Annotated in this window: 12 protein-coding genes and 1 tRNA gene; all 13 read right to left on the reverse strand. The window is 65.8% G+C overall.

All coding sequences use genetic code 11. The features are described 5' to 3' along the window. The coding region (locus L3V18_RS19015; RefSeq protein ID WP_237057044.1) for a GTP-binding protein at positions 1-142 on the reverse strand (142 nt) is incomplete at its 3' end. Between the two features lie 66 nt (positions 143-208). Continuing rightward, positions 209-2,299, reverse strand: a complete 2,091-nt coding sequence (fusA, locus tag L3V18_RS19020; protein WP_237057028.1) for an elongation factor G — start codon at positions 2,297-2,299, stop codon at positions 209-211. A 146-nt stretch (positions 2,300-2,445) separates the two neighbouring features. Continuing rightward, positions 2,446-2,913, reverse strand: coding sequence for a 30S ribosomal protein S7 (gene rpsG, locus L3V18_RS19025; protein WP_111267082.1), 468 nt, complete (start codon positions 2,911-2,913; stop codon positions 2,446-2,448). Positions 2,914-2,923: 10 nt separating this feature from the next. Continuing rightward, positions 2,924-3,298, reverse strand: coding sequence for a 30S ribosomal protein S12 (gene rpsL / locus L3V18_RS19030; RefSeq protein WP_111267083.1), 375 nt, complete (start codon positions 3,296-3,298; stop codon positions 2,924-2,926). A gap of 285 nt (positions 3,299-3,583) precedes the next feature. Next, on the reverse strand, positions 3,584-7,801 hold the full coding sequence (gene rpoC, locus L3V18_RS19035) for a DNA-directed RNA polymerase subunit beta' (protein ID WP_237057030.1): 4,218 nt from the start codon (positions 7,799-7,801) through the stop codon (positions 3,584-3,586). Positions 7,802-7,830: 29 nt separating this feature from the next. Next, complete coding sequence (gene rpoB, locus L3V18_RS19040; RefSeq protein WP_237057032.1) at positions 7,831-11,997, reverse strand: DNA-directed RNA polymerase subunit beta; 4,167 nt, start codon at positions 11,995-11,997, stop codon at positions 7,831-7,833. A 352-nt stretch (positions 11,998-12,349) separates the two neighbouring features. Next, positions 12,350-12,730 carry a 50S ribosomal protein L7/L12 gene (rplL, locus tag L3V18_RS19045; protein WP_237057033.1) on the reverse strand — a complete coding sequence of 127 codons (381 nt, stop codon included), beginning with the start codon at positions 12,728-12,730 and terminating at the stop codon, positions 12,350-12,352. A gap of 69 nt (positions 12,731-12,799) precedes the next feature. Next, a complete protein-coding gene (gene rplJ / locus L3V18_RS19050) occupies positions 12,800-13,324 on the reverse strand; it encodes a 50S ribosomal protein L10 (protein WP_237057035.1) in 525 nt (174 codons plus the stop codon). Positions 13,325-13,671: 347 nt separating this feature from the next. Next, positions 13,672-14,370, reverse strand: coding sequence for a 50S ribosomal protein L1 (rplA, locus tag L3V18_RS19055; RefSeq protein WP_237057037.1), 699 nt, complete (start codon positions 14,368-14,370; stop codon positions 13,672-13,674). 3 nt (positions 14,371-14,373) lie between these two features. Further along, positions 14,374-14,802: a 50S ribosomal protein L11 gene (gene rplK / locus L3V18_RS19060; protein WP_141624036.1), complete on the reverse strand. Its 429-nt coding sequence runs from the start codon at positions 14,800-14,802 to the stop codon at positions 14,374-14,376. Between the two features lie 289 nt (positions 14,803-15,091). Next, positions 15,092-15,661 carry a transcription termination/antitermination protein NusG gene (gene nusG, locus L3V18_RS19065; RefSeq protein WP_237057040.1) on the reverse strand — a complete coding sequence of 190 codons (570 nt, stop codon included), beginning with the start codon at positions 15,659-15,661 and terminating at the stop codon, positions 15,092-15,094. A 4-nt stretch (positions 15,662-15,665) separates the two neighbouring features. Beyond that, positions 15,666-16,043, reverse strand: a complete 378-nt coding sequence (gene secE, locus L3V18_RS19070) for a preprotein translocase subunit SecE (RefSeq protein WP_237057042.1) — start codon at positions 16,041-16,043, stop codon at positions 15,666-15,668. 39 nt (positions 16,044-16,082) lie between these two features. Beyond that, positions 16,083-16,158 (reverse strand) — tRNA-Trp (locus L3V18_RS19075). Positions 16,159-16,244 lie beyond the last annotated feature (86 nt).

Raw genomic sequence — 16,244 nt, forward strand, 5'->3', positions numbered from 1 at the left:
CGTACGCCTTGAACTCTCCACCGAAACGCTCGGCGCCCACCTTCGTCAGCGCTGCCGTCAGCGTGGTCTTGCCGTGGTCAACGTGGCCGATCGTGCCGACGTTCACGTGCGGCTTGGTGCGCTCGAACTTACCCTTAGCCATGGTTATCTACCTTTTATTGTCAATGCGTGTTTGTTGATCGAGGGTGCCGGCCGGAGCCGGCACGACTCAGTTCTTCTTGCTCGCGGCTTCGGCGATGTTGGCCGGCGCCTCGGCGTAATGGTCGAATTCCATCGTGAAGGTCGCGCGACCCTGCGACATCGAGCGCAGGGTGGTCGCGTAACCGAACATCTCGCCCAGCGGGATCATCGCGTTGATGATCTTGCCCGACGGGCTGTCGTCCTGGCCGGACAGGATGCCGCGGCGACGACTGACGTCGCCCATCACGTCGCCCAGGTACTCCTCGGGGGTGACGATCTCGACCTTCATCATCGGCTCGAGCAGAACCGGGCTCGCCTTCATGAAGCCTTCCTTGAAGGCCATCGAGCCTGCGATCTTGAACGCCATTTCCGACGAGTCGACCTCATGGTACGAACCGTCGACCAGCTTGATCTTGACGTCGACGACCGGGTAGCCGGCGAGCACGCCGTTCGCGGCGGCTTCCTGGATGCCCTTGTCGACGGCCGGGATGTACTCCTTCGGCACGACGCCACCGACGATCGCGTTCTCGAACACGTAGCCACCGCCCTGCTCGTTCGGCTCCAGCTCGATCCAGACGTGACCGAACTGACCCTTGCCGCCGGACTGGCGAACGAACTTGCCTTCGACCTTGATCGGCTTGCGGATGGTTTCGCGGTACGCGACCTGCGGCTTGCCGACGTTGGCCTCGACGTTGAACTCGCGCTTCATGCGGTCGACGATGATGTCCAGGTGCAGCTCGCCCATGCCGGCGATGATGGTCTGGCCGGACTCCTCGTCGGTACGCACGCGGAAGGACGGATCCTCCTGCGCCAGGCGGCCGAGGGCGATGCCCATCTTCTCCTGGTCCGACTTGGTCTTCGGCTCGACCGCCATCGAGATGACCGGCTCCGGGAACACCATGCGCTCAAGCGTGATCACGTGATCCTGGGCGCACAGGGTGTCACCGGTGGTGACGTCCTTCAGCCCCACCGCCGCGGCGATATCGCCGGCGCGGACTTCCTTGATCTCCTCGCGGTTGTTGGAGTGCATCTGCAGGATGCGGCCCACGCGCTCCTTCTTCGACTTGACCGGGTTGTAGACCTGGTCGCCGGAGTTGAGCACGCCCGAGTAGACGCGGAAGAAGGTCAGCGAACCGACGAACGGGTCGGTCATGATCTTGAACGCCAGCGCCGAGAACGGCGCCTTGTCGTCGGCGGCGCGGGTCGCCTCCTTCTCGTCTTCGTCGACGCCCTGCACCGGCGGCACGTCGGCCGGCGACGGCAGCAGCTGGATCACGCCGTCGAGCATCGCCTGCACGCCCTTGTTCTTGAACGCGGTGCCGCAGAACACCGGCACGATCTCGACCTTCAGGGTGCGCTGGCGCAAACCGGCGAGGATCTCGGCCTCGGACAGGTCGCCATCGTTGAGGTACTTGTCCATCAGCTCTTCGCTGGCCTCGGCGGCGGCCTCGACCATGAAGCTGCGGGCCTCGGCGCACTTGTCGGCGAGCTCGGCCGGAATGTCGCGGTACTCGAAGATGGTGCCCTGCGAGGCGGCATCCCAGTGGATCGCCTTCATCTTGACCAGGTCGACCACGCCCTCGAAGTTGTCCTCGGCGCCGATCGGCACCTGCATCGGCACCGGATAGGCGCCCAGGCGGGCCTTCAGCTGCTCGACGACCTTGTCGAAGTTCGCGCCGGTGCGGTCCATCTTGTTGACGAACGCCATGCGCGGCACGCGGTACTTGTTGGCCTGGCGCCACACGGTCTCCGACTGCGGCTGCACCCCACCGACCGCACACAGCACGAACACCGCGCCGTCGAGCACGCGCAGCGAGCGCTCCACCTCGATGGTGAAGTCGACGTGGCCGGGGGTGTCGATGATGTTCAGGCGGTGCTGCGGCATCGACTTGTCCATGCCCGTCCAGAACGCCGTGGTGGCCGCGGAGGTGATGGTGATGCCGCGCTCCTGCTCCTGCTCCATCCAGTCCATCACGGCGGCGCCGTCGTGGACCTCGCCGATCTTGTGGCTGACACCGGTGTAGAACAGGATGCGCTCGGACGTGGTGGTCTTGCCGGCATCGATGTGGGCCATGATGCCGAAGTTGCGGTAACGCTCGATGGGAGTGGTGCGAGCCACGGGACCCTCTCGTAAGTTTTCGAATTCCAGATGGCCGGACGCCGCCTGACGGCGGCATCCGGTTCGTTAGGCGGCGGTTGTCGTCGCCGTGGCGGCTGCGGGCCGCCTTCAGACGCCCCCGCCGTTGCCCGCGGGGACTGCCCGGATCACCAGCGGTAGTGCGCGAACGCCTTGTTGGCTTCGGCCATACGGTGGGTCTCCTCACGCTTCTTGATCGCACCGCCGCGGTTCTCGGAAGCGTCGATCAGCTCGGCGGCCAGCTTGCGGGGCATGCTGTTCTCGCCACGCTTGCGGGCGGACTCGATCAGCCAGCGCATCGCCAGCGCCATCCGGCGGGACGCGCGGACCTCGACGGGAACCTGGTAGGTGGCGCCGCCGACGCGGCGGGACTTCACCTCGACGGCCGGGGACACGTTGCCCAGGGCCTTCTCGACCAGCTCCAGCGGAGCGTCGTTCTTCTCGCCGATGACGTCCATCGCGCCATAGACGATCTTCTCGGCGACCGACTTCTTGCCGCTCTTCATGACCATGTTGATGAAACGCGCGATCGTCTCGCTGCCGTGCTTGGGATCGGGCAGGACGGAACGCTGCGGGGCGGAACCTTTACGCGACATGGATCACTCCTCAGGACTTCGGGCGCTTGGCGCCGTACTTGGAACGGCGCTGGCGGCGCTTGGCGACGCCGGCGGCGTCGAGCGAGCCACGCACGGTGTGGTAGCGCACGCCGGGGAGATCCTTGACGCGGCCGCCGCGGATCAGGACGACCGAGTGCTCCTGCAGGTTGTGGCCCTCGCCGCCGATGTACGAGATGACCTCGTAACCGTTGGTCAGGCGGACCTTGGCCACCTTGCGCATCGCCGAGTTCGGCTTCTTCGGAGTGGTGGTATAGACGCGGGTGCAGACGCCGCGGCGCTGCGGGCAATTGGCCAGCGCCGGCGAGGCACTCTTGTATGTGGCGGCCTGCCGCGGCTTGCGGACCAGCTGATTGATCGTTGCCATCTGGAGCTCTTTGGTGGGAGGGCGGGGCCCGATCCAACCAGGCAACACCCCGACGTGAAAACGAACGGCAAGCCGGGCACACCCAGCTCACCGAGACGGAAAAGTATAGCCTGCGTTTGACGATACCGTCAACGCAAGGCCATGAATCGCCCCGGGATACCTGCGAGGCAGGCGCCGGGGCGACAGTGCTGCGATCCCGCCCTCCCTGGGCCGAACACGAGGCGCTCCCTGCGCCTCATTTCGTGATCTGGGGCGCCCCCGCAGGGGCGCGGTACCGCTCTACGCTCAGGAAGCGCTGGACTCCTCGCCGCTCTCGACGTCGTCCACGACCTCCGCCGCGACCGGCGCGGCCAGGGTCTCCATCTCGGATTCGGTCAGACCGGTGGCGCCGCGGCGACGCTGCGTATGGTACGCCAGACCGGTGCCGGCCGGAATCAGGCGGCCGACGATGACGTTCTCCTTCAGGCCGCGCAGGTTGTCGCGGGTGCCGCGTACGGCCGCCTCGGTCAGCACTCGGGTGGTTTCCTGGAACGAAGCCGCCGAGATGAACGATTCGGTCGCCAGCGAGGCCTTGGTGATGCCGAGCAGGACCGGATCGAACTGGGCGAGGATCTCGCCCTTCGCCGCCAGACGGGCGTTCTCCTCGACGACGCGCTGGCGCTCGACCTGCTCGCCGTTGAGGAACTTGCTGTCGCCCTGGTCGGTGATCTCGACCTTGCGCAGCATCTGGCGAACGATCACCTCGATGTGCTTGTCGTTGATCTTCACGCCCTGCAGGCGGTAGACGTCCTGGATCTCCTTGGTCAGATAGACCGCCAGCGGCTCCACGCCCAGCAGGCGCAGGATGTCCTGCGGGCTCGGCTCGCCGTCCACCACGGTCTCGCCCTTCTCCACGTGCTCGCCTTCGAACACGATGATCTGGCGGTACTTCGGGATCAGCTCCTCGTGCTCGCTGCCATCGGCGTCCTTGATGATCAGACGCTGCTTGCCCTTGGTGTCCTTGCCGAAGCTGACCACGCCCGAGCGCTCGGCCAGGATCGCCGGATCCTTCGGCTTGCGCGCCTCGAACAGGTCCGCCACGCGCGGCAGACCGCCGGTGATGTCACGGGTCTTGGACGCTTCCTGCGGGATCTTCGCGACCACGTCGCCCACGCCGACGGCGTCGCCGTCCTGCAGGTTGACGATCGAGCGCGGCGGCAGCAGGTACTGCGCCGGCAGGTCGGTGCCCGGGATGTTGAGGTCGTTGCCCTTCTTGTCGACGATGCGGACCAGCGGACGCAGGTCCTTGCCGGCCGAGCCGCGACGCTTCGGATCGGTGATCTCGCGCGAGGCCAGACCCGTCAGCTCGTCGGTCTTCTCGATCACCGTCACGCCGTCGACGAAGTCGATGAAGCGGACGAAACCGGCGACTTCCGAGACGATCGGGTGGTTATGCGGATCCCAGTTCGCAACCTGCTGACCGGCCTTGACCGCACCGCCGTCGTCGACGGACACGTTCGCACCGTAGGGCAGCTTGTAGCGTTCGCGCTCGCGGCCATGGCTGTCGAGGATCGACAGCTCGCCCGAACGCGACACCGCGACCAGGTGGCCGTTGGCGTGCTTGACGTGCTTGAGGTTGTTGAACTTGATCGTACCGGTGGTCTTGACGGTGACGTTGTCGATCGCCGCCGCACGCGAAGCCGCACCGCCGATGTGGAAGGTACGCATGGTCAGCTGCGTGCCCGGCTCGCCGATCGACTGCGCGGCGACAACGCCGACCGCCTCGCCATGGTTGACCAGGTGGCCGCGCGCGAGATCGCGCCCGTAGCAGTGCGCGCAGACGCCGAACGCGGATTCGCAGGTGATGGTCGAGCGGACCTTGATCGCCTGCACGCCGGCCTCTTCCAGCTTCTGCACCCAGGCTTCATCGAGCAGGGTGTTGCGGGTAACGATCGGCTCCTCGTCGTCGCCGGGCAGGAACACGTCCTCGGCCACGATGCGGCCAAGCACGCGCTCACGCAGCGGTTCGACCACGTCGCCGCCTTCGACGATCGGGGTCATGGTCAGACCGGCCATCGTGCCGCAGTCGTCCTCGGTGATGACCACGTCCTGGGCCACGTCGACCAGGCGGCGGGTCAGGTAACCGGAGTTCGCGGTCTTCAGCGCGGTGTCGGCCAGGCCCTTTCGGGCACCGTGCGTGGAGTTGAAGTACTCCTGCACGTTCAGGCCTTCGCGGAAGTTCGCCTTGATCGGGGTCTCGATGATCGAACCGTCCGGACGCGCCATCAGGCCGCGCATGCCGGCCAGCTGGCGGATCTGCGCCTGCGAGCCACGCGCGCCTGAGTCGGCCATGATGTACAGCGAGTTCATCGACTTCTGGTCGACGGTCTCGCCCTTCGCGTTGCTCACCTTGTCGGTGCCGATCGCGTCCATCATCGCCTTGGCGATGCGCTCGTTGGTGCGCGACCAGATGTCGACGACCTTGTTGTAGCGCTCGCCGGCGGTGACCAGGCCCGACTGGTACTGCTCCTGGATCTCGAGGACCTCGGTCTCTGCCTCGCCGAGGATGTCCTTCTTCTCGTCCGGGATCACCATGTCGTCGATGCCGATCGAGACGCCGGCACGGGTCGCATAGGCGAAGCCGGTGTACATCAGCTTGTCGGCGAACACGACCGTGTCCTTCAGGCCGAGCATGCGATAGCACGAGTTGATGAGGCGGCTGATGTTCTTCTTCACCAGCTCGACGTTGGCCAGAGCGAACGGCAGGCCCTCGGGCAGGATTTCCTGCAGCAGCGCGCGGCCGACGGTGGTATCGACCACCGAGGTCACCTGCTCGCGGCTGCCATCCTCGTTGACGACTGTCTGGGTCAGGCGCACCTTCACCTTGGCGTGCAGCTCGACGACGCGGTTGTCGTAGGCGCGCTTCACCTCGGCGACGTTGGCGAACACCATGCCCTCGCCCTTCTTGTTCTCGAGGGCGCGGGTCATGTAGTACAGGCCGAGCACGACGTCCTGCGACGGCACGATGATCGGCTCGCCGTTCGCCGGCGACAGGATGTTGTTCGACGACATCATCAGCGCGCGCGCTTCCAGCTGGGCCTCGAGGCTCAGCGGGACGTGCACGGCCATCTGGTCACCGTCGAAGTCGGCGTTGAACGCGGTACAGACCAGCGGGTGCAGCTGGATCGCCTTGCCTTCGATCAGCACCGGCTCGAACGCCTGGATGCCGAGGCGATGCAGGGTCGGCGCACGGTTCAGCAGCACCGGGTGCTCGCGGATCACCTCTTCGAGGATGTCCCACACCTCGGCCTCTTCGCGCTCGACCAGCTTCTTGGCGGCCTTGATCGTCGTGGCCAGGCCACGGCGCTGCAGCTTGGCGAAGATGAACGGCTTGAACAGCTCCAGCGCCATCTTCTTCGGCAGACCGCACTGGTGCAGCTTCAGGTACGGGCCGACCACGATGACCGAACGGCCGGAGTAGTCGACGCGCTTGCCGAGCAGGTTCTGGCGGAAGCGGCCCTGCTTGCCCTTGATCATGTCGGCCAGCGACTTGAGCGGGCGCTTGTTGGTGCCGGTGATCGCGCGGCCGCGGCGGCCGTTGTCCATCAGCGCGTCGACCGACTCCTGCAGCATGCGCTTCTCGTTGCGCACGATGATGTCGGGCGCGTTGAGCTCCAGCAGGCGGCGCAGGCGGTTGTTGCGGTTGATGACGCGGCGGTACAGGTCGTTCAGGTCGGAGGTCGCGAAGCGGCCGCCGTCCAGCGGAACCAGCGGACGCAGGTCCGGCGGCAGCACCGGCAGCACGGTCATCACCATCCACTCCGGACGGTTGCCGGACTCGAGGAAGGCCTCGATCAGCTTGATCCGCTTGGTCAGGCGCTTGAGCTTGGTCTCCGAGCCGGTCGCAGCGATGTCTTCCTTCAGCTGCAGCATCTCGGCCTGCAGGTCGATCGTGCGCAGCAGGTCGTAGACCGCCTCGGCGCCCATCGCGGCCTCGAAATCGTCGCCATGCTCCTGGCGCGCCTGCATGTACTGCTCCTCGGTGAGCAGCATGCCGCGCTCCATCGGAGTCAGGCCCGGCTCGGTGACCACGAAGGCCTCGAAGTACAGGATGCGCTCGATGTCGCGCAGGGTCATGTCGAGCATCAGGCCGATGCGCGACGGCAGCGACTTCAGGAACCAGATGTGCGCGACCGGGCTGGCCAGGTCGATGTGGCCCATGCGCTCGCGACGGACCTTGGCCAGGGTGACCTCGGTGCCGCACTTCTCGCAGACCACGCCGCGGTGCTTCATGCGCTTGTATTTGCCGCACAGGCACTCGTAGTCCTTGACCGGTCCGAAGATCGCGGCGCAGAACAGGCCGTCACGCTCCGGCTTGAAGGTGCGGTAGTTGATCGTTTCGGGCTTCTTGACTTCGCCGAACGACCACGAGCGGATCAGGTCCGGCGACGCCAGCGCGATCTTGATCGCGTCGAAGTCGAGCGCCGGCCGCTGCTGGTTGAACAGGTTGAGCAAATCTTTCATCGGGATATCTCCTCAGGCGGCGGCGGCGATCAGTTCTCTTCCAGTTCCATGTTGATCGCGAGCGAGCGGATTTCCTTGACCAGGACGTTGAAGGACTCCGGCATGCCGGCCACCATTTCGTATTCGCCGTCGACGATGTTCTTGTACATCTGGTTGCGGCCCTGCACGTCGTCGGATTTCACCGTCAGCATTTCCTGCAGGGTGTAGGCCGCGCCGTAGGCCTCCAGCGCCCAGACTTCCATCTCGCCGAAGCGCTGTCCGCCGAACTGCGCCTTGCCGCCCAGCGGCTGCTGGGTGACGAGCGAGTACGGACCGGTCGAACGGGCGTGCATCTTGTCGTCGACCAGATGGTTCAGCTTCAGCATGTGCATGTAGCCAACCGTGGTGTGGCGGTCGAACGCCTCGCCGGTGCGGCCGTCGTACAGCTGGGTCTGGCCGCTGCTCGGCAGGTCCGCGAGCTCGAGCATCTTCTTGATCTCGGACTCGGCGGCGCCGTCGAACACCGGGGTCGCCATCGGCACGCCGTCGACGAGGTTGCGCGCCAGGTTCAGCAACTCATCGTCGGAGAACTGGCCCAGGTCGACGCGCTCGCCGATCAGCTTGCCATCGTGGTTGTAGATCTCGTCGAGGAACTTGCGCAGCTCGGCGATCTTCGCCTGCGCCTCGAGCATCGCCTGGATCTTGCGGCCCAAGCCCTTGGCGGCCCAGCCCAGGTGGGTCTCGAGGATCTGGCCGATGTTCATCCGGCTCGGCACGCCCAGCGGGTTGAGGACGATGTCGACCGACTCGCCGGTCGCCATGTACGGCATGTCCTCGACCGGCACGATCGTCGACACGACACCCTTGTTGCCGTGACGGCCGGCCATCTTGTCGCCCGGCTGGATGCGGCGCTTCACCGCCAGGAACACCTTGACCATCTTCAGCACGCCCGGGGCGAGGTCGTCGCCCTGGGTGATCTTCGCGCGCTTGTCGGCAAAGCGGCGCTCGAACTCCTTCTCGTGAACCTCGATCTGCTTCTGCGCGCGCTCGATCGCCTCGACCGCTTCCTCGTCCTTCATGCGCAGGCTGAACCAGTCCTTGCGGGACAGGCCGTCCAGCACCAGGCTGGTCACGGTGTCGCCCTTCTTCAGGCCCGGGCCGCCGTTGGCGACCTTGCCGATCAGCTGGCCGCGCAGGCGCGCGTAGATCGCGGCCTCGAGGATCCGGAACTGATCGTCGAAATCCTTCTTGACGCGGCGGATCTCGGAGTCCTCGATCAGCTTGGCGCGCTTGTCCTTCTCGATGCCGTCGCGGGTGAAGACCTGCACATCGATGACGGTGCCGTCCATGCCCGGCGGCACGCGCAGCGAGCTGTCCTTCACGTCGGAGGCCTTCTCGCCGAAGATCGCGCGCAGCAGCTTCTCTTCCGGGGTCAGCTGGCTCTCGCCCTTCGGCGTGACCTTGCCGACCAGGATGTCGCCGGCACGCACCTCGGCACCGATGTAGACCACGCCCGACTCGTCGAGGCGGTTCAGCGCGCTCTCGGAGACGTTCGGGATATCGGCGGAGATTTCCTCCGGACCCAGCTTGGTGTCGCGGGCGACGCAGGTCAGCTCCTCGATGTGGATCGTGGTGTAGCGATCCTCCTCGACCACGCGCTCGGAGAGCAGGATCGAGTCCTCGAAGTTGTAGCCGTTCCACGGCATGAACGCGACCAGCATGTTCTGGCCCAGCGCGAGCTCGCCGATGTCGGTCGACGGGCCGTCGGCCAGCACGTCGCCGCGCGCGATGACGTCGCCCACGTTCACCAGCGGACGCTGGTTGATGCAGGTGTTCTGGTTCGAGCGGGTGTACTTGATCAGGCTGTAGATGTCGACGCCGGCATCGTGTTCGCCGGAGATCTCGTCCTCGTTGACCTTGACCACGATGCGGCCGGCGTCGATCTGCTCGATCACGCCGCCGCGCCGGGCGTTGACGGTCACGCCCGAGTCGCGCGCGACCGCGCGCTCGATGCCGGTTCCGACCAGCGGCTTCTGCGCGCGCAGCGTCGGCACCGCCTGACGCTGCATGTTCGCGCCCATCAGCGCGCGGTTGGCGTCGTCGTGCTCCAGGAACGGCACCAGCGCCGCCGCGACCGACACGGTCTGCATCGGCGAGACGTCCATGTAATGGACCTCGCTCGGCGGCTTGAGCAGCGATTCGCCGGCATGGCGGCAGGCGACGAACTGGGCGACCAGCCGGCCCTTCTCATCCTGCTCGGCATTGGCCTGGGCGATGACGTACTCGTTCTCCTCGATCGCCGACAGGTACTCGATGTCGTCGGTGACCTTGCCGTCGATGACCTTGCGGTACGGGGTTTCGAGGAAGCCGTACTTGTTGGTGCGGGCGAACACCGCCAGCGAGTTGATCAGGCCGATGTTCGGGCCTTCCGGCGTTTCGATGGTGCAGACGCGGCCGTAGTGGGTCGGGTGCACGTCGCGCACCTCGAAGCCGGCGCGCTCGCGGGTCAGGCCGCCCGGGCCCAGGGCCGAGACGCGACGCTTGTGGGTGACCTCCGACAGCGGGTTGTTCTGGTCCATGAACTGCGACAGCTGCGAGGAGCCGAAGAACTCCTTGATCGCGGCGGCGACGGGCTTGGCGTTGATCAGCTCCTGCGGGGTCAATCCCTCCGACTCGGCCATCGACAGACGCTCCTTGACCGCACGCTCGACGCGGACCAGGCCCACGCGGAACACGTTCTCGGCCATCTCGCCGACCGAACGCACGCGACGGTTGCCCAGGTGGTCGATGTCGTCGACGATGCCGCGGCCGTTGCGGATCTCGGTCAGCACCTTGATCACATCGAGGATGTCGGACGAATCGCCGCACTCCTCCACCAGGCGCTTGGACTCCTCGTCCTTGCGATCGGCGTAGTACTTGGCGTCGTACAGCACCGACGCGCCGGTGGTCTCCTTGCGGCCGATCCGGCGGTTGAACTTCATCCGGCCAACGGCCGACAGGTCGTAGCGCTCGAAGGTGAAAAACAGGTTGTGGAACAGGTTCTGCGCGGCGTCCTTGGTCGGCGGCTCGCCCGGACGCATCATCCGGTAGATCTCGACCAGTGCTTCGAGCTGGGTCTTGGTGGGATCGATGCGCAGGGTGTTGGAGATGTACGGGCCGCGATCGAGGTCGTTGACCCAGATCGTGCCGACGCTCTCGATGCCGGCCTTGCGGAGCAGCTCCAGCTGCTCCTCGGTGATCTCGTCGTTGGCGGCGGCGATCAGCTCGCCGGTCGAGGTATCGATCACGTCGTGCGACAGGATGCGGCCGACCAGGTAGGCGTCGGGCACGGCCAGCGCCTCGATGCCGGAAGCCTCGAGCTGTTTGACGTGGCGCGCGGTGATGCGGCGGCCGGCCTCGACGATGACGTTGTCGCCATCGGCCAGGTCGAAGTCCAGGGTCTCGCCGCGCAGGCGCTCGGGAACCAGCTCGAGCTGGACACCCTCGCTGGGATCGATATGGAACGTGTTGACCTCGAAGAACTCGGCCAGCATCTCCTCGTTGTTGTAGCCCAGCGCGCGCAGCAGGATCGTGACCGGCAACTTGCGGCGACGGTCGATACGGGTGAACAGGCCGTCCTTCGGGTCGAACTCGAAATCCAGCCAGGAGCCGCGGTAAGGAATGATGCGGGCGCTGTAGAGCAGCTTGCCCGAGCTGTGGGTCTTGCCGCGGTCGTGGTCGAAGAACACGCCCGGCGAGCGGTGCAGCTGCGAGACGATGACGCGCTCGGTGCCGTTGACGATGAAGGTGCCGTTCTCGGTCATGAGCGGGATCTCGCCCATGTAGACCTCCTGCTCCTTCACGTACTTGATCGCCTTGGTCGACGACTCGCGGTCGTAGATGACCAGGCGCACGGTCACGCGCAGCGGCGCGCCGTAGCTCAGGCCGCGATTGCGGCACTCGCGCTCGTCGAACGGCGGTTCGCCGAGCTTGTAGCCCACGTACTCCAGCGCGGCGTTGCCGCTGTAGCTGGCGATCGGGAACACCGACTTCAGGGCGGCGTGCAGGCCCTTGTCCTCGCGCTTGTTCCAATCGGTGTGCTCCTGCAGGAATTCGCGATAGGAATCGACCTGGATCGCGAGCAGGAACGGGACCTCAAGGATCGACTTGCGCTTGCCGAAATCCTTGCGGATACGCTTCTTCTCGGTGAACGAATACGACGTAGAAGCTGTGGTCATGGTGAGCTACCGCCTCGACTTTTCAGCGGACCGCGCGTCCGCGGCCCTGGGGGAAGTGGTTTCGCCGGGCTCCCGTCACGCGGGAACCCGATGGAATCGCCAGTTGGAAGTCGCTGGTATTGCCGGCACCAGCACGCCCTCTCCCGCTACTTCCAACTGTCAACTCGGCTTGAAGCCGGGATCGGGAATCGGAACCCGGATCCGCAACGGCAGTGCGTCGTGAACGCGCCTGCACCTGTGGAACCCGCCCTTCTACTCCTGAATCCCGGCCCTGCAACAACGGCCAAAGGCCGGGGGCTTTCGCCCCCAGCCTCGGGTGGTCGCCAGTTGTGGCCGGCGACGCAAGTACTGCTTACTTCAGCTCGGCGGTCGCGCCGGCGGCCTCGAGGTCCTTCTTCAGCTTCTCGGCCTCTTCCTTCGACACGCCTTCCTTGATGTCCTTCGGGGCGCCTTCGACCATGTCCTTGGCTTCCTTCAGGCCCAGGCCGGTGATGGCGCGGACGACCTTGATGACTTCGACCTTCTTCTCGCCGGCGGCCTTCAGGACGACGGTGAACTCGGTCTGCTCCTCGGCGGCGGCGGCGGCGCCACCAGCGGCCGGGGCGGCGGCCACGGCAACCGGAGCGGCAGCCGAAACGCCGAACTTCTCTTCCATCGCCTTCACCAGCTCCATCACCTCGACGAGGGTCTTGCCGGCGATCGCTTCGATGATCTGCTCGTTGGACAGGGACATTGTATTTACCTCAGATAAATAGTTTGGAAACGACTTGGGTTCCGGAACTTCGAAACCGAACTGGGTGGCTTAGGCCGCCTTCGCCTGGCCGGCCGCGTTGATGACGCGGGTGACCTGCGAGGCCGGTTCGCTGAGCAAGCGGACCAGCTGGGTGGCGGGCTGGACCATGACGCTGAGCAGCATCGACAGCGCCTGTTCGCGGGTCGGCAGCGAAGCCAGGACATCCACATGGGTGCCCGGGTACTTCTGCCCACCGATCGCGACGATGCGCGGCTTCAGCTTGTCGTTCGCCTTGGCGAACTCCTTGATCAGACGTCCGGCCGCACCGGGGTCCTCCTGCGAGAAGGCGTACATCAGCGGACCGACCAGGTCGTCCTGGACGACCGCGTAGTCGGTGTTCTCCACCGCGCGCGAAACCAGCGTGTTCTTTGCAACCTTCAGGAACACGCCCTGTTCGCGAGCCTTCTTGCGCAGGTCGGTCAACTGACCTGCGGTGAGACCCAGGTACTCAGAAGCGACCAGCGAGTGCGCCTTGGCGGCGACCTCGGCCAGTTCGGCAACGACTTCCTGCTTCTGTGTCAGATTGAGAGCCATTGCACTCCTCCGTACTTCAATTCCGCCCTGCGCAGAATCGCGCGTGGCGGTCCTCGGTCGGCATCGTTTGGCGCGATGCCGGGAACGCCGGAATGGCGTTCCGGGTGGTGGCCGTTTCCATGTTCCTTGGAGGGTCGGCAACCATCTACGCAGGCCCTTCCCCGCGAGGGGGATGGATTAAGCGATCCCGCTTCCACCGACGGCGACTCCATGCCAACCGGACTCCCTGTCCGCCTTCGATGTGCGCTGACCGCGCCTGCGGTCTTTGACGGCTATCGCGCCGGCCGAAGCCATTGCGACGCCCTCAAAACTTGCCGCCGCCCGGTCCCTGGGCGGCGTTGGATCGATTACTTCAACGCCAGCGACGACTGGTCGACGGTCACGCCGGGGCCCATCGTCGAGCTGATCGAGATCTTCTGCAGGTACTGGCCCTTGGCCGTCGCCGGCTTGGCCTTGATCAGGTCGGCCAGCAATGCCTCGAGGTTGCCCTTCAGCGAGCCGTCGTCGAAGTCGGCCTTGCCGATCGTGCAGTGGATGATGCCGGCCTTGTCGGTGCGGTAGCGGACCTGGCCGCCCTTGGCGTTCTTCACCGCCTCGCCCGGGTTCGGGGACACGGTGCCGACCTTCGGGTTCGGCATCAGGCCGCGCGGGCCGAGCACCTGGCCCAGCTTGCCGACGACGCGCATCGCGTCCGGCGTCGCGATCACGACGTCGTAGTTCAGATCGCCGGCCTGCATCTTCTCGGCCAGGTCGTCCATGCCGACCACGTCGGCGCCGGCGGCCAGTGCCTCGTCGGCCTTGGCACCCGCCGGGGCGAACACCGCCACGCGGACGCTCTTGCCGGTACCGGCCGGCAGCACGGTCGAACCGCGGACCTGCTGGTCGGACTTCTTGGCGTCGACACCGAGGCGCACGGCCACGTCGACGGACTCGACGAACTTGGCCTTGGTGGCGGTCTTGATGATCTTGATCGCCTCGTCGAACGTGTAGCTCTTGCCCGGGACGACGGCGGCCTTGATGGCCTTCTCACGCTTGGTCATTGCCATGTCTTAACCCTCCACCACCAGGCCCATGGAGCGGGCCGAACCCGCGATCGTACGGACGGCGGCGTCCAGGTCGGCCGCGGTCAGGTCGGGTTCCTTCGCCTTGGCGATCTCCTCGAGCTGGGCGCGGGTGACCTTGCCCACCTTCTCGGTGTTCGGGCGCTTGGAGCCGGACTGGATGCCGACCGCCTTCTTCAGCAGGATCGACGCCGGCGGCGTCTTCGTGATGAAGGTGAAGGTACGGTCCGAATAGGCGGTGATCACGGTCGGAATCGGGAGACCCGGCTCCAGCTTCTGCGTGGCGGCATTGAACGCCTTGCAGAACTCCATGATGTTCAGGCCGCGCTGGCCGAGGGCCGGGCCCACCGGCGGCGACGGATTGGCCTGACCGGCCTTGACCTGCAGCTTGATATAGCCGATTACTTTCTTTGCCATTGCTTGCTCTCCGGGTACCAGCGCCTGGACTTCAGGCTCCCCATCGGGCCGGGAAGGTCGCGTGTCCCGGCTTCACGTTGAAATTCCGGCACCGGACTTCCGGTTCCGCGGCCTCCGATCCGGACCCGCAACCGGGCGCCCGATCCCTGCTTTTCCGCCGAGAGCTCCGACACGCCGACGGCCGCCAGGATGGCGGCCGGAAGGGTCTGGACTCGCATCAGCGGGAGCGAGCCGGAAATGATAGCAGATTTCCGGGCGGGATGGGAATCGATCCGTCCCGGAAGCGGATTCAGGCCTTCTCGACCTGCCCGAACTCCAGCTCGACCGGGGTCGAGCGACCGAAGATCAATACCGAGACCCGCAGGCGGCTCTTCTCGTAATTGATCTCCTCGACCACGCCATTGAAGTCGTTGAACGGCCCGTCGATGACCCGGACCATCTCGCCGGCCTCGAACAGCACCTTCGGCTTCGGCTTGGCGACACCCTCCTGAACGCGGTTCAGGATCGCATCGGCCTCGTGATCGGCGATCGGCAGCGGACGGTCGGCGGTGCCGCCGATGAAGCCCATGACCTTCGGGGTTTCCTTGATCAGGTGCCAGCACTCGCTGTCGATGCGCGGAATGCCGTTCTCGTCGTGGGTCGCGATCTGGACCAGCACGTAGCCCGGGAAGAACTTGCGCTCGGAACGGCGCTTCTGGCCGGAGCGCATCTCGACCACTTCCTCGGTCGGAACCAGCACGTCGCCGAAGCGGTCGCCCATCTCGGCGCGCGCGATGCGGTCACGCAGCGCCTGGGCCACCGACTTCTCGAAACCCGAGTAGGCGTGGACCACGTACCAGCGCTTGTTGTTTTCCGTCATCTGCTCAGCGTCCCAAAATTGACTTGACCACAAACTGGATCACGAAGTCGAAGCCGGCCAGGATCAGGCTCAGCACGATCACGGCGATGATCACGACCCAGGTCGTGCGCAGGGCTTCCTGGCGGGTCGGCCAGACCACCTTGCGCAACTCGAAGCGCGACTCGGCCAGGAACTCGCGCGTCTGCGCGCCCTTGGCACTGGTGAAGAACACGGCCACCGCCGCCAGCAGTCCCGCGACCACCAGCAACGCCCGCAGCGGGCCGGCCCACTGGTCGAACCAGATGTAGCCGAACACGCCGGCAGCCACCAGGGCCACGGCCAGCACGTACTTCGCGATATCGCCGGCACTGGCGCCGTTGTGTTGTTCGACCTTGCTGTTCATCCGGCTCTTCGCGGGTCCGGTTACGGCCCCGTCATCCAGTGGCACGCCAGGAGGGACTCGAACCCCCAACCTGCGGTTTTGGAGACCGCTGCTCTGCCAATTGAGCTACTGGCGTACGTGAAAGTTATCGGTTTTCCTTAGACGGCGACGGCGAGCCGTCGCCGGCTCGCCTGCCTGGACCACCAGCGACGGACGACCGCC

The organism is Marilutibacter chinensis (assembly GCF_021725675.1).
In the GTDB taxonomy this organism is placed as follows: Bacteria; Pseudomonadota; Gammaproteobacteria; order Xanthomonadales; family Xanthomonadaceae; genus Marilutibacter; species Marilutibacter chinensis.